Origin of the sequence: Kribbella koreensis, from assembly GCF_039525325.1 — a bacterium.
Classification (GTDB): Bacteria; Actinomycetota; Actinomycetes; order Propionibacteriales; family Kribbellaceae; genus Kribbella; species Kribbella koreensis.
Genome location: NZ_BAAAHK010000006.1, coordinates 223,569 through 236,510, shown reverse-complemented (window position 1 = coordinate 236,510; position 12,942 = coordinate 223,569). Strand labels below are relative to the sequence as shown.

The window sequence follows — 12,942 nt, the reverse complement described above, 5'->3', positions numbered from 1 at the left end:
CTTGATCTTCGTCATCTGTCCTACTCATCTCTGGTAGTGAATCGTGTTCGCAAATGGGGGACGGGCTGCGTCAACTGACGGCGCCCAACTGGTCGAAGTGATCGAGCTGACCGCCGAGAACGGCGTTCGTGGTCTGCCGGGCGCCGTCGTGCGGAATGCCGAGTGGGGGAGTGGACACCTTCTCGAGGCGGTCGTACTGCTCGCTGGTCAGGGTGATCTCCAGTGCGGCGAGATAGTCGTCGAGTTGGTCGGTGGTGCGCGGTCCGATGACTGGCACGACCGCGGTCGAGGATCGGCGAGCGCGCTGATTGAGCCACGCCATCGCTACCCGGGAAGGCTTCTCGCCCCGCTCGGTCGCGACAGCCAGAACCTCATCGACGACGGCGGTCTTCTGGTCGGTGTCCTCGCGCTGGATGATGGAGTTCATCGTGGTGAGGCGACCCTCTTTGCTGTGCCGGTACTTGCCGGTGAGTAGTCCGCCGCCGAGTGGTGAATAGAGGGTGCTTCCCAGCCCGAGACCTTCGGTCATCGGCAGGAGTTCGCGCTCGGCGTCCCGGGCGGCGAGGCTGTACTCGAACTGGGCCCCGATCAATGACGCGGAGCCGCGCAGGTCAGCGAGCGTGGCACCGCGGGCGATCCGCCAGGCGGGGAAGTTGGACAGGCCGCCGTGCAGGATCTTTCCCTGCTGCACAAGGTGATCGAGCGTGCTGACGATCTCCTCGATCGGGGTCACGAAGTCCGGCGAGTGGACCCAGTACAGATCGAGGTAGTCGGTGTCGAGTCGCCGCAGAGACGCTTCGAGCGCGCGGACCATCGTCTTGCGGCTGTTGCCGGTTTCCAGCAACCCGCCGTTGGGGACGGAGGCGTGAGAGTACTTGCTCGCGACAACGAAGTGGTCCCGGCGGCCGGCCAGGAACCGGCCGAGCAGGGTCTCCGATTCGCCGAACTGGTAGGTGTCGGCGGTGTCGAGAAAGGTCCCGCCGGCCTCCGCGAACACCTCGAACATCTGCCGGGAGGACTCCTCGTCGGCCCCGGTGGGCCAGCGGGTGCCGAAGTTGGACGTGCCGAGCGCGTACTGCGAGACGCGCAGGCCGGTCCGTCGGCCGAAGGTGGTGTACCGCATCTGCAGCTCCCCTGAAGAGTAGTGAGTCCGACACCGTCGATTCTGACTAGTGTTAGACAAGTCAGCATACGTTAGATTACAGTCGCCATCTAATTAAGAGCTGCGCATCAGTGGTGGCTGCAGGCGACCAGCGACTCCGACCACGCCCAGACGAAGGACCCCTCGATGGACTCCGCTCAGTACGACGCCGTGAGCACCGGCCTGATCCTGATCGACGTGCTGAACGACTTCCTGGCCGACGACGGCAAGCTCAACGCTCAGATCGGTGAGATGCGCGACAAGCTCGATCTGAGGTCACAGTTGGCCCGGCTGCTCGAAGGCGCCCGGGGCGCCGGGGTGAAGACTTTCTACGCCCCGCACGGCCTGGACGAGCACAGCTTCGACGACCTCAAGTACGTCCACCCGACCTTCCAGGGTGGCCTGGCCCACCAGTTGTTCTGGAAGGGCAGCTACGGAGCCGACTTCTACGAGCCGCTCAGGCCGGCCGCCGGTGACGTCGTCGTGAGCAGGCACCGGATGTACGACTCGTTCAGAGGCACCGATCTCGATGATCTGCTCAGGGAGAACAGGATCGAGAAGGTGGTGTTCGCGGGGCTGACGTCGCAGACCTGCGTCGAGGGAACCGGCCGGCATGCTCTCGAGGCCGGGTACCACGTGACCTTCCTGACCGACGCGGTCGCCGAGTTCACCGAGGAGGCGCACCGTGCCGCGATCGACATCTCCTACCCACGGTTCGGTCACGTCGTGTCGACCATCGACGAGTTTCTGGCCGGCATCCGTCAGCCCGGGCTGACCTGATGACGGTCGCAGGTGACGGACGGGCCGCTGTGGCGGCCGGCTCTGCTGCACCGGGCCGGCTGGCCTTGTCCTCGCGCGGGGGCCGATGGCTGATCGCCGTCACCGCGCTCGGTTCGGGCATCGTCTTCCTGGACGGCTCGGTCGTGAACGTGGCGTTGCCGTCGATCGCGCGGAACCTCGGTGGTGGGTTCGCCACTCTGCAGTGGGTGATGGACGGCTACCTGCTGACGCTGAGCGCCCTGTTGCTGCTGGGCGGAGCCCTCGGGGACCGGCGCGGCCGGAAGCGGCTGTTCCTGATCGGCCTCGTCATCTTCACCGCTGCGTCCATCGCCTGTGGACTCGCGCCGACACCCGCCGTCCTGGTCGCGGCAAGGCTCGCGCAGGGCATTGGGGGAGCGCTGCTGGTGCCCAGTAGCCTCGCGCTGATCGACGGCGTGATCCGCGCCGACGACAGGGGCCGCGCGATCGGAGCGTGGGCCGGGCTGTCCGGAGTTTCGAGTGCCCTCGGTCCACTGCTGGGAGGCTGGCTGGTCGACACGATCTCCTGGCGAGCGGTGTTCCTGATCAACGTGCCACTGGCCGCAATCGCACTGGCCGCCACAGTCCGGCACGTACCGGAGAGCCGCATGGCCGCGCCAGGCAGGCTGGATGCCGCCGGGGCAGTCGCCGCCACTCTCGGCCTGGGAGGAGTGACCATCGCCCTGATCGAGGTGCCCATGAACGGATGGACACCCGTCACGATTGCGGCAGGTGTCTGCGGTGCCGCGCTCCTTGTCGCCTTTGTGGTCATCGAATCGCGTCATCCGGCGCCGCTGCTGCCGCTGACGATGTTCCGGTCGCGCCAGTTCGCCGGGGCGAACCTTCTGACCTTCATGATCTACGGAGCCTTGAGTCTCGGTTTGTTCCTGCTCAGCTTGTTCCTGCAGATGTCCATGGGGTACTCCGCAACCCAGACAGGCCTGGCCACCTTGCCGATCACGCTGGAGATCCTGCTGCTGTCGACCTGGGTCGGTGCAGTGACTCAACGCACCGGACCCAGGCTTGCGATGGTGGCGGGCCCGCTGTTGGCCGCGGCCGGATTCGTGCTGCTGTCAGGTATCGGGCTGGACACCCGGTATCTGAGCGGTGTCCTGCCTGGTGTGTTGGTGTTCGGGCTGGGCCTGGCGATCACGATCGCGCCGCTGACCTCCGCGGTGCTGGCATCCGTCGGTGACGATCGGGCCGGCGCAGCATCGGGCGCGAACAATGCGATCGCGCGTGTTGCTGGTCTGATTTCCGTCGCGGTGCTGCCGGGTGTGGCCGGCGTCGAGGTTCGTAGTGCCGCGGATGCCGGGTCCCTGAGCGCAGGATTCGGTACCAGCATGCTGATCAGCGCGGCGATGTGTGCAGTGGGGGGACTCATCGCGTTCCTGACGGTTCGTTCCGGGATAAGCGTGCGCCGCAACGCTCTGCCCGGCGTACAGCACGCCTGCCAGCCGGTCGTGTTGCGGCACGACTGACCAAGTTGGCGTCCAGGAGTCGTGACTCACAGCACTGTCGTGACTGCGTCCGGCGTGGAGGCGCTGGCTAGCGCTGTGCTACCTGGCCTACGCTGTCGGGATGAGTCTTGCCCTGACCACGCCGGCAGAAGCCGCGTTCTGCTCGATCGAGCGGACTGTTGGGATCGTCGGCGAGCGGTGGATGTTCCTGATCCTGCGTGAGGCGCTGATCAACGGTGTGACGAAGTTCGCCGATTTCGAGGACGCCTTGGGGATCGCCCCGAACATTCTCACCGCCCGGCTGGCGACCTTGGTGACGTCGGGTGTGCTCGAGAAACACGAGTATCGCGAACAGGGCTCACGTCCTCGGATGAGTTATCACCCGACCGAGGCGGGCCGGCAGTTGCGGGTGGTACTGGCGGCGCTCCAGCAGTGGGGAGACGACTTCGTTCCTCCGGCCTGTGGCCCCACCATGGTGCGGGAGACGAAGGGAACCCATCGACCGGTCCGGGTCGGTTTCGTCGAGAACCCGGCCAAGCTGCGTGGCGTCGACGACGTCGACTTCGTGCGCACCGCCGCCTATCCGGTCCGCAGCGCCGACTAGCGGCCCACGGTGATCGGCTCGGTCCGGGTGCGGCGCAGGTAGAGGATCTCGTCGCAGATGGCGATAAGGAGCATCGTCGCCATGGCGCCGGTGGCCAGTTCCAGCAGCGTGGCTGAGACGGCGTGCAATGCGGAGAGTCCGAACAGGGCGGTCAGGCTGGCGATACCCAGCAGATGTGCGGGAATCTGGCCGACTCGCACGCCGATCGATGACTTGAACGCAACCAGTCCACCCAGATAGAGGGCGGGGCCGAGAAGTACCAGAACGCTGTCCGGCGTCGTCGCAAGCTCCATCGGGCGGTGCAGGGCGAGTTCGGAACCGTGGATGGTGGCGACCAGGCCGACGATCAGCGCTCCGTGCAGATAGGTGTACGAGAGCCGGGCCACGGGTCCGGTCGAGATCCGGCCGGCGAGGAAGTCGCGGCCTCTCGCCTGCCCGTGCGCGAAGTAGAGGAACCACAGCAGGGCGGCGCCGATGAAGCTCACCGCGGCGGCCAGTACGACCGGCCGGGTGAGTTGATCGGTGTCGAGCGCGTTGCCGATGACGAGGATCGACTCACCGAGCACGATGATCACGAAGAGCGCGGATCTCTCGGAGAAGTGCCCGCCCCGGATCCGCCACGCGCCCCAGGAGGACCTGCCCAGACCTGGGAGCCAGAACAACGCCGCGGGCCCGGCGTACTCGGTGGCAATCGCCAGGCCCCAGCAGGCGACCCGCCAGGTCTCGCGATGTTGAGCGGCGCCGGCCGTCCACAACGCTCCGGAGCCGATCGACCAGGCGAGGATGCGCCACTGCCCGGCGGCGACAGTAGGTGCTGCGGTACGCGTGGCCGCGATCACCCCGACTGTGCGCAAGGTTCCGTAGGCAAGATAGGCCGCGACGAACAGGTGCGCGCGATGGCCGAACGCGGACGGGATGGATTCGCTGATCACCAGTCCGATCGCGGTCAGGGCCAGCAGGAGCCGCAGGACCGACCGGGTCTCGGGGTTGAGCCAGTTGGTAGCCCACGCGGTGTAGACCCAGACCCACCAGACCGCCAGGCAGATGATCAGACCCTGGGCCAGGGCCAGGAATGTCGGCTCCACGGTGAGCACGGCCGAGATCTGGGTGATTGCGAAGACGAAGACGAGATCGAAGAAGAGCTCCAGGTAGGTGACGCGTTCCGGATCGGGGGAGTTGTCCCGCAGTACGCCGGAGACGCCGGCCGGGGAGGTACTGGAAGTCATCGATCAGACCCACGGCTCGCGAATCGTTTGAGCATCAGGTTGCCCAGGGCGGCCGACACCGCGGTCAAGGCGCAGAAGACGGTGATGACAGGCCGGGGCCCGGCCGAATCGATGAAGGCGCCTGCTGCCACCACTGGTAAGCCGAAGCTCAGATAGCTGACCACATACATCGCGGTGAACAGCTCGGCGCGATCCTCGGAACCAGTGGTGGGGGTCAGGAGCCGGATGTAGCCGCCGAATCCCGTACCGACACCGATTCCGGCCACGACCGAGGCAACCAGATAGATCACCAGGTTCGTGGCCACCACACCGACGCCGATCCCTGCGGCTGCTGCCGCCAGCGTGGTCGTGGCGATCAGTCCACTGGAGCGGGCGTCGAGATGCCGCGTGACGATCGCTGTCGCGGTGGACACACCCATCACCAGGGCGATGATGCCGCCGTTGGCAAGGCCGTTGTGCAGGTCGAAGACATCGCGGTTGATCACCGCGACCAGCCCAAGGCAGAGCCCGCTGGTGGTCCAGACCGCGACGTTGAGGAGCGAGCTCGCGACGAAGGCAGTCCTGGCAGCCGGCGGGATCCGGAGGCGTGGCACCAGGCTCTTCCAAGCGCCGCCGCGGCGCTGTACCGATTCGGGCGCGGCTACGACGACCGCCAGGCCGATCACGAAAAGGACGTCGAGCGCGGTGAAGACGATCGGTATGGGGGTGTGCGCCGCGTGCACGATCAGGCCGGTGGAGATCGCGCCTACCGACAGTCCGGCCAGCGGGGCGATACCGGCGATCACGGCACCGAGCTGCCGGTTCCTGTTTGGCGCCAGATCGGTCAGCGCGGCCGAGACGGTTGCGGTCGCGACTCCGGTGGCGAACCCTTGCAGGGTCCGGGCTGCGAGAACCGTGCCGATGTTCGGCGCGACCAGGAACAGCGTCATCGCTGTCAGCTGGGCGAGGGCGGCACTGGCCAGGACGGGTCTGCGGCCGAGATAGTCGGACAACGAGCCGACAGTCACCAGGGCCAGTAGCAACGCGAACGCGTAGACCGAGAACGCCAGCCCGAGTAGCCAGGACGCGAAACCCCACTCTGCCTGGTACAGAACGTAGAGCGGCGAAGGTGCGGCGGCTGCGATCGAGAGCGACAGCGAGACCCAGGCCATTCCCGCGAAGCCGATCCTGCGTCTCCGCTCACCTGAGCGTCGTGGCTCGATGCTGCCCGCGAGTTGCGGCGGTGAGGTTGTCGTCATGACGGGCTCCTGGTCCTCAGCTGGATGGAAGGCATACAGAAGGGGCCCGAAGCAACGAATTGCCGAGCGGTATCCGACTGGACTATCGCAAGTATGCTGGCTAGTGTTTTACAAGTCAACACGAACCGGACCTCCGCCGGAGCCGACCATCGAGGGAACGAAGATGCCGTCAGAAGATCAGGCCCACCCGCATACCTCCGCGGTCTTCAGCCCGGAACAGCTGGATCGACTCCGCATGTACGGCACCCCGCACGATGCTGAGGCCGGTGAGGTGCTCTACAGCCCCGGCGACCCTTCGTACGACCTGGTCCTGGTCGACAGCGGCGCCGCCGAGGTCGTTCGTGAGCTCCGGGCCGGCGAAGCCGCGGAGGTGATCGCGCGCGAGGGGCCGGGAGGGGTTCTGGGCGAGATCAGCCTGCTCAGCGGACAGGCGGTCTATCTGACCGGACGGATGGCTGAGGCGGGTCAGGTACACCGGATCACACCGACGGAGCTTCGCCGGTTGATGGCCGAGGATGCCGAACTTTCGGACATCTTGCTGACCACCTTCATGGCGCGCCGCAACGAGCTCAAGGCCAGCGCGGCGCGGTCGCTGGAAATCGTCGGCGAGGAGCGGACCGCGTCGTCACTGGCGCTGCGTACCTACGCGGCACGCCTGCAACTGCCACACCAGTGGCTCGATTCGGGCACGGCCGAAGGTCTCAAGTTGCTGAGAGCAACTGGGCTGACACCTGGCGATCTCCCGGTAGCGATCACCGCGGCAGGAGTGATCCGCCACGCGACACCAGGGCTGCTGGCCGAGCTCTTGGGCCTCAACTACCGGTTTGCCGAGGCAGACAAGAGTGTCGACCTGGTCGTTGTGGGGGCGGGACCGGCCGGGCTCGCGGCTGCGGTGTACGGCGCGTCCGAAGGGCTTGAGACGGTGCTGCTGGACAGCATCGGCCCCGGTGGACAGGCTGCGGCCAGTTCCCGGATCGAGAACTACCTCGGCTTCCCGAACGGGTTGAGCGGAGCAGACCTGCTCGGCCGGGCGCATACCCAGGCGTTGAAGTTCGGTGCGAGCGTCTACAGCCCGTGCGAGGTGGCACGGCTTGAGTCGAGCGGCGGTGAGCACAAGATTCACCTGGTGGACGGGACGGTCATCGCGACACGAGCCGTGGTTGCCGCGACCGGAGCGAGGTACCGCAAGCTGCCGCTCGAACGATGGCCGGAATTCGAGGGCGCGGGCATCTACTACGCCGCGACCGAGGTCGAGACCCGGAGGCTTTCCGGGTTGCCCGTAACGGTCGTCGGCGGGGCGAACTCGGCCGGCCAAGCGGCCATCTTTCTTGCCTCCAAGAAGTGTCAGGTCGACCTCGTGATCAGAGGCGCCGACATCAGGACGGGGATGTCGAGCTACCTGGTCGAACGGATCCTCGCGGACCCGGCCATCACCGTTCGGACCTCGACCCGGGTCACGGCGCTGTACGGCGACAACTACCTGACGGGCCTCACACTCACCGATGCCGCCGGCAACGAGCTCACGGGCGAGAGTTCCGCGCTGTTCTGCTTCATCGGTGCCCAACCCGCCTCGGAATGGCTCGGCGAGGTCGTCCGTGACGACCACGGCTTCATCCTCACCGACGCGCTGATTCCGCAGGATCAACTGGGACCCGAGTGGAACGGCCGCCGGCCGCTGCCGTTCGAGACCAGCACTCCCGGCCTCTTCGCAGTGGGCGATCTGCGCCACGGCTCGATGAAAAGGGTCGCGGCGGCCGTCGGCGAAGGCGCCAGCGCGGTGGCATCGACCCATGCCGCGCTGGCAAGAGCTTGAGCAGCGCCGGCCAGGCCACCATCGTCCCCAAGAATTGGAGCTCTCCAGATGTCTGACGCGTCGACGCCTCGATCGCACGTGGTCACGATCGACGGGCTGAGGTTCGGCTATCACGTAGCCGGCCGTGGTCCTGCCTGTGTCGTCCACCCTGGTGGCCCCGGGATCCATTGGCCGTACTTGCGAATGCCTGACCTCGAGCGGGAGATGACCATGGTCTATCTCGCGCCCGTCGGTACGGGGGAGTCGGATCTGCTCCCCGACGGTAACTACAGCGTCGAGAGGTACGCCTACTTCGCAGACCAAGTCATCCAGCAGCTCGGCGACGCGAAGGTCTACTTCCTCGGCCACTCGCACGGCGGGTTCGTCGCGCTGCAACTCGCTCTGGATCAGCCCGAGCAGCTGGCTGAGTGGCAGCGGACGGTCGATCTGACGGTGGATCCCAAACGCAGGCCGGACCTGCGGGACGTACGGGATCGGCTTGCCGAGGTGGACGTCCCAACCCTGGTCGTCGGCGAGCCCGAAAAGTTCGTCAAGACCGTCACAGATTTCGTCGCCTTGCGCCAGGCCACGACGACCGCCAACAACCACGGAGGCGCAGCATGAGTCGGCAATCCGAAGCCATCGACACATCGGTCCCGCCAAGCGGGACAGGTTGCGTCGAGTGTGACGCAACAGGTGGATGGTGGTTTCACCTACGGCGTTGCGCTGCCTGCGGCCACATCGGCTGCTGTGACAACTCGCCGTCCCAGCACGCGACCGCTCACGCCGAGGCGACCGGCCACCCGGTCATCCAGAGCTTCGAGCCCGGCGAGGACTGGTTCTGGGACTACCGCACAGACAACTTCCTCGACGGGCCCGTTCTGGCAGCACCGACCCAACACCCGCAGGACCAGTCAGTTCCCGGTCCACAGGGACGGGTGCCGGCCGACTGGCCGTCGAAGCTGCACCCGTAACGCAGTCCTCAGTAACGACCGAATCTATTGCAGTCAAGGAGTGTCATGTCAGGTAGTCAAGGCAGGCCAGTGTTGTTCGTCCATGGGTTGTGGATCCATTCGGATGCGTGGGAGCCGTGGGTGCAGCTGTTTCGGCAAGCGGGCTACGACCCGCTCGTGGCTGGATGGCCAGGCGATCTCGCCACGGCGGCTCAGACCCGCGCCGATGCCAGTGGGTTGGGTGGAGTGGGGATCCAGGCTGTCACCGAGGCGTACGAGAAGATCGCGCGCAATCTTCCGGAACGGCCGATCGTCGTCGGCCACTCCTTCGGTGGACTGGTCGCGCAGAAGCTCCTTGCGCAGAAGGTCGCTTCGGCGGCGGTCGCGCTCAGCCCCGCACCGATGAAGGGCGTCACGAAGTTGCCGCTGGCCCAGGTCAGGTCTGCGCTCCCGGTGCTGAAAAGCAAGGCCAACCGGTCCAGGGCCGTGGCGCTCACCCGCCGACAGTTCCGGTATGCCTTCGGGAACGCGGTGACGAAGGCGGAGGCGGGCGAACTCTTCGAGCGATGGGCCATCCCCGGTCCGGGCCGCCCGTTGTTCGAGGCAACCGAAGCCAAGAAGGACCCGAACTCGCCGACGGCCGTCGATACCGCGACAGCCGATCGGGGACCGCTGCTGATCATCGGCGCCGGGAAGGATCACACCGTTCCGGAGGTCGTCGCGCGGCAGGCATTCGGGCTGTATGAGCGCAACGCCAGGACCGATTACGAGGTCTTCGCGGACCGTGGCCATTCCTATGTCTTCGATTCCGGTTGGCAGGAGATCGCCGAACACACCCTGCGATGGCTTCAGGAGACGTCCGGAAGCCACCAAGGCTGAGTTGTTCGACATCAGTCGGGCCGCGGAGCCCGTAGTACGGATCAACCAATGCTCGGCTACAGCTACAACTAGGAGAGGTCATGCCCAAGATGAGGAACGCTGTCCGAGGACTGATCGCCGTATTGGCGGTCGGCGCACTCGGGCTGACGCTGACAGGTGGTGCCGGTCGCTCGGCGGCGGCCGTTGATGATTCGTCGGTAGTCAAGCCGACGATCGTGCTGGTCCACGGCGCGTGGGCGGACGGCTCCAGCTGGTCGGCCGTCACCGAGCGGCTTCAAGGCCGCGGATATCGCGTGATGGTGGAGCCCAACCCACTACGAGGACTGGCCACCGACTCCGCCTATCTGGCCGGCTACCTGTCGAGTATCAGCGGCCCGTTGGTGCTGGTCGGTCACTCCTACGGCGGAGCCGTGATCACCAATGCGGCAACGGGAAACCCCAACGTCAAGGCACTGGTCTACATCGATGCCTTCATGCCCGATGCCGCGGAATCGGTCGTGCAACTGGCTGCGGCAAAGCCGGGCTCAGGCGTAGCCGTTGCCGATCCGAGTACGGTGTTCGACTTCGTGCCCATTCCGGGCGGCGGGGGCAACGTGGACCTCTATGTCAAGCAGGAGCTCTTCCGCCAGATCTTCGCCGCCGACGTCCGGCCGGGCACAGCGGCCGTGCTTGCCGCCAGTCAGCGGCCGTTGGCCGCCAGTGCCCTCGACGAGCCCTCCGGTACCCCCGCCTGGGTGTCGATCCCGTCCTGGGCTCTCATCGGGACCGCCGACAAAGTGATCCCACCGGCGGAGCTGGAAGTGATGGCCGCCCGGGCCAAGTCACACGTGGTCAGGATCGAGTCATCTCACTTGGCGATGGTTTCCCATCCGTCGGACGTGACCGCGATCATCACCACGGCCGCGAAGACCGTGCGCTGACATGACTGCGACCAGGGCGCCGGGACCCCGGCACCCTGGCCTGCCTATCGGTTCGGGTAGTCGTTGAAATGCACCGTGTCGACCTCGTCGAGCGGAACCTCACGCCCGTCCTCGTCGACGAACCCGACGTGCAGGGGCTTCGACGTACCGCGTGTCTGCCTCAAAGCCGTCGGGCCCTCCGGCCAAGGCAGATTCGCGTCGCCCCACTGCTGGAGGCCGCCGATGATGACGTGGAGCTGTTTGCCGGCCTCGGTGAGCTCGTATTCGTACCGGGTGCGGCGGCCTGGCTCCTGATAGGCCTCACGTCTCATCACTTCGTACTCGACCAGGGTGTTCAGCCGGTCGGTGAGCACATCGGGCGCGATCCCGAGAGACTCCTGGAAGCTCCCGAACCGAGTCATTCCTTCCAGCGCGTCACGCAGGATCAGCAGCGTCCAGCGTTCCCCCAGCACCGAAAGACTCCGAGCGACCGAACAACTCTGATGCTGAAATTTCGCAACGGGCATTGCGCCGCCTTCCTCCTGTCCAGTGAGCCGCGAGCCTGCACGACGATCTGGCTTGCCCAGCAGCCGCGCCAGTCTACCCCCTGACTTGCCACAAGCAAGCTAGGCATTGAAGGGCAAGGAAGACATGATGGCCGGGTGGAGTTGATCGAGCGGATTGAACGGGTCGAGGCGGAGTCGCTCTGGGGTCTTGCGGATGAGTCCGGTCCCGGGTCGTCTGTGCTGGGGTTGATGCGGCGTCGGTTCGGCTCGGTTGTCGCGTTGGCGGCGCCGCGGGACACTTTGTCGTTCTGGTCGCAGGCGACGGGGTTCGGACTGGGACGAGATCGCGGCGTCGTACGGAGTCGCGCCCGGTCTGACCGATGTCCAGGTCGTACGCCGCGCTGAGCCGGTCGAGCAGGCAGCCACCCACTTCCGCATCGAGCAGATCGGCCCGCAGCACGCCGACAGTTGGGTACGGCTGCAAGTGGACGTCTACCAGATGGACGACGAAGGTTTCCGTGCCATGCTCGCGGCCTACGATCCTGTCGGACCAGCCGGTTCGTTGCCTTCAGCAACCTGTACGGTTCGGCAACCCGGCTGCGACCGGTCACCTCAAGATGCGCGCCTAATCAAGCTTGACTAGACGTTTCTTCCTCGTGTACTTTGGTCAAGTAGTCAAACTGGACTAGCCTCAGCCGGTCCGTTCGCAACACGGGAGAAGGAATCGAACCCATGGGAAAGCTCGCGATCGAGACGAGAGGGTTGAGCGGAGGTGGGCGCATGTCGGCGACGAAGCTCCTGGTACTCGGTATCGTGCACCTCTCCGGCGGCGCGCATGGCTACCAGGTGCGGTCCGAACTGCAGAGCTGGGGTGCGGAGAGTTGGGCCAAGATCAAGCCCGGCTCGATTTATCACGCGCTGAAGAAGGCGGCTGCTGATGGCCTCCTCACCGAACACGCCGAGCCGGGCAACTCCGGGCCGGAGCGCGTTCTGTATCGCGCGACTGCTCGGGGACGTGACGAGATGGTCGAACTGGTCCGCGACGGTCTGCGGCGCACCCACGACCCGGACATGCTCAACGCGTCCATCGCCATGTTGCCCATGCTGACCAGGGCAGATGCCATCGCGCAGGTCAACGAGCGGGTCGCGCGACTGGAAGCGGAGCTCGTAGTGCAGGCCGAGTGGCGGGAGCACCCCAATAGGGACGCCCCCGAGCACGTCCGCGATCAGGCCGAACTGTGGGCTGGACAGGCACGCACCGAACTGGAGTGGGCGAAGGGCCTGAGCAAACGACTGTCTGAGGGCGCCTACACCATGGCCGATGATCCGGGTTCGTGGCGAACGGTCCCCGGTCACCTCAAGATGCGCGCCTAGTCAACTTGACCAGACGTTTCGTCCTTGTCTGCTCTGGCCAAGTAGTCAAACTTGACTAGCTCACCAATCCGT

At 66.0% G+C, this 12,942-nt stretch carries 13 protein-coding genes; 9 read left to right on the top strand and 4 right to left on the bottom strand.

Going from position 1 to position 12,942, the window contains the following annotated elements:
• Positions 1-70 precede the first annotated feature (70 nt).
• Positions 71-1,123, bottom strand: a complete 1,053-nt coding sequence (locus tag ABD116_RS13470) for an aldo/keto reductase (RefSeq protein WP_343968641.1) — start codon at positions 1,121-1,123, stop codon at positions 71-73.
• A 165-nt stretch (positions 1,124-1,288) separates the two neighbouring features.
• On the opposite strand from ABD116_RS13470, the gene ABD116_RS13465 reads away from it, so the two are divergent.
• The 3 genes from ABD116_RS13465 (at position 1,289) to ABD116_RS13455 (ending at position 4,003) form a co-directional block, all read left to right on the top strand.
• Positions 1,289-1,921 carry a cysteine hydrolase family protein gene (locus ABD116_RS13465; protein WP_343968639.1) on the top strand — a complete coding sequence of 211 codons (633 nt, stop codon included), beginning with the start codon at positions 1,289-1,291 and terminating at the stop codon, positions 1,919-1,921.
• The gene (locus tag ABD116_RS13460; RefSeq protein WP_343968637.1) at positions 1,921-3,420 is read left to right on the top strand and encodes an MFS transporter; all 1,500 of its coding nucleotides are present in this window, start codon (positions 1,921-1,923) and stop codon (positions 3,418-3,420) included. The genes ABD116_RS13465 and ABD116_RS13460 overlap by 1 nt, the downstream gene beginning before the upstream one ends.
• Before the next feature lie 100 nt (positions 3,421-3,520).
• Positions 3,521-4,003, top strand: a complete 483-nt coding sequence (locus ABD116_RS13455; protein ID WP_343968635.1) for a winged helix-turn-helix transcriptional regulator — start codon at positions 3,521-3,523, stop codon at positions 4,001-4,003.
• Here ABD116_RS13455 and ABD116_RS13450 read toward each other — a convergent pair.
• Both ABD116_RS13450 and ABD116_RS13445 read right to left on the bottom strand, forming a co-directional pair.
• Positions 4,000-5,229 (bottom strand): low temperature requirement protein A, encoded by a 1,230-nt coding sequence (locus ABD116_RS13450; RefSeq protein ID WP_343968633.1) that lies wholly within the window; start codon positions 5,227-5,229, stop codon positions 4,000-4,002. The two genes, ABD116_RS13455 and ABD116_RS13450, sit on opposite strands and share 4 nt — an antisense overlap.
• A complete protein-coding gene (locus tag ABD116_RS13445) occupies positions 5,226-6,467 on the bottom strand; it encodes an MFS transporter (protein WP_343968631.1) in 1,242 nt (413 codons plus the stop codon). Before ABD116_RS13445 ends, ABD116_RS13450 begins: the two co-directional genes overlap by 4 nt.
• Here ABD116_RS13445 and ABD116_RS13440 point away from each other — a divergent pair.
• The 5 genes from ABD116_RS13440 to ABD116_RS13420 all read left to right on the top strand — a co-directional run bounded on the left by ABD116_RS13440 (position 6,466) and on the right by ABD116_RS13420 (position 11,011).
• Entirely contained in the window at positions 6,466-8,280 is a 1,815-nt protein-coding gene (locus ABD116_RS13440; protein ID WP_343968629.1) for an FAD-dependent oxidoreductase, read from the top strand. The two genes, ABD116_RS13445 and ABD116_RS13440, sit on opposite strands and share 2 nt — an antisense overlap.
• A 48-nt stretch (positions 8,281-8,328) precedes the next feature.
• On the top strand, positions 8,329-8,883 hold the full coding sequence (locus ABD116_RS13435) for an alpha/beta fold hydrolase (protein ID WP_343968627.1): 555 nt from the start codon (positions 8,329-8,331) through the stop codon (positions 8,881-8,883).
• On the top strand, positions 8,880-9,233 hold the full coding sequence (locus ABD116_RS13430) for a UBP-type zinc finger domain-containing protein (protein ID WP_343968625.1): 354 nt from the start codon (positions 8,880-8,882) through the stop codon (positions 9,231-9,233). Before ABD116_RS13435 ends, ABD116_RS13430 begins: the two co-directional genes overlap by 4 nt.
• A gap of 45 nt (positions 9,234-9,278) precedes the next feature.
• Positions 9,279-10,091 carry an alpha/beta hydrolase gene (locus ABD116_RS13425; RefSeq protein ID WP_343968623.1) on the top strand — a complete coding sequence of 271 codons (813 nt, stop codon included), beginning with the start codon at positions 9,279-9,281 and terminating at the stop codon, positions 10,089-10,091.
• Between the two features lie 80 nt (positions 10,092-10,171).
• Positions 10,172-11,011 carry an alpha/beta fold hydrolase gene (locus ABD116_RS13420; RefSeq protein ID WP_343968621.1) on the top strand — a complete coding sequence of 280 codons (840 nt, stop codon included), beginning with the start codon at positions 10,172-10,174 and terminating at the stop codon, positions 11,009-11,011.
• 44 nt (positions 11,012-11,055) lie between these two features.
• On the opposite strand, the gene ABD116_RS13415 is transcribed toward ABD116_RS13420, so the two are convergent.
• A complete protein-coding gene (locus ABD116_RS13415) occupies positions 11,056-11,463 on the bottom strand; it encodes a winged helix-turn-helix transcriptional regulator (RefSeq protein ID WP_343968619.1) in 408 nt (135 codons plus the stop codon).
• Between the two features lie 813 nt (positions 11,464-12,276).
• Between ABD116_RS13415 and ABD116_RS13410 the strand changes: the two genes are divergently transcribed.
• A complete protein-coding gene (locus ABD116_RS13410; RefSeq protein ID WP_343968617.1) occupies positions 12,277-12,870 on the top strand; it encodes a PadR family transcriptional regulator in 594 nt (197 codons plus the stop codon).
• Positions 12,871-12,942 lie beyond the last annotated feature (72 nt).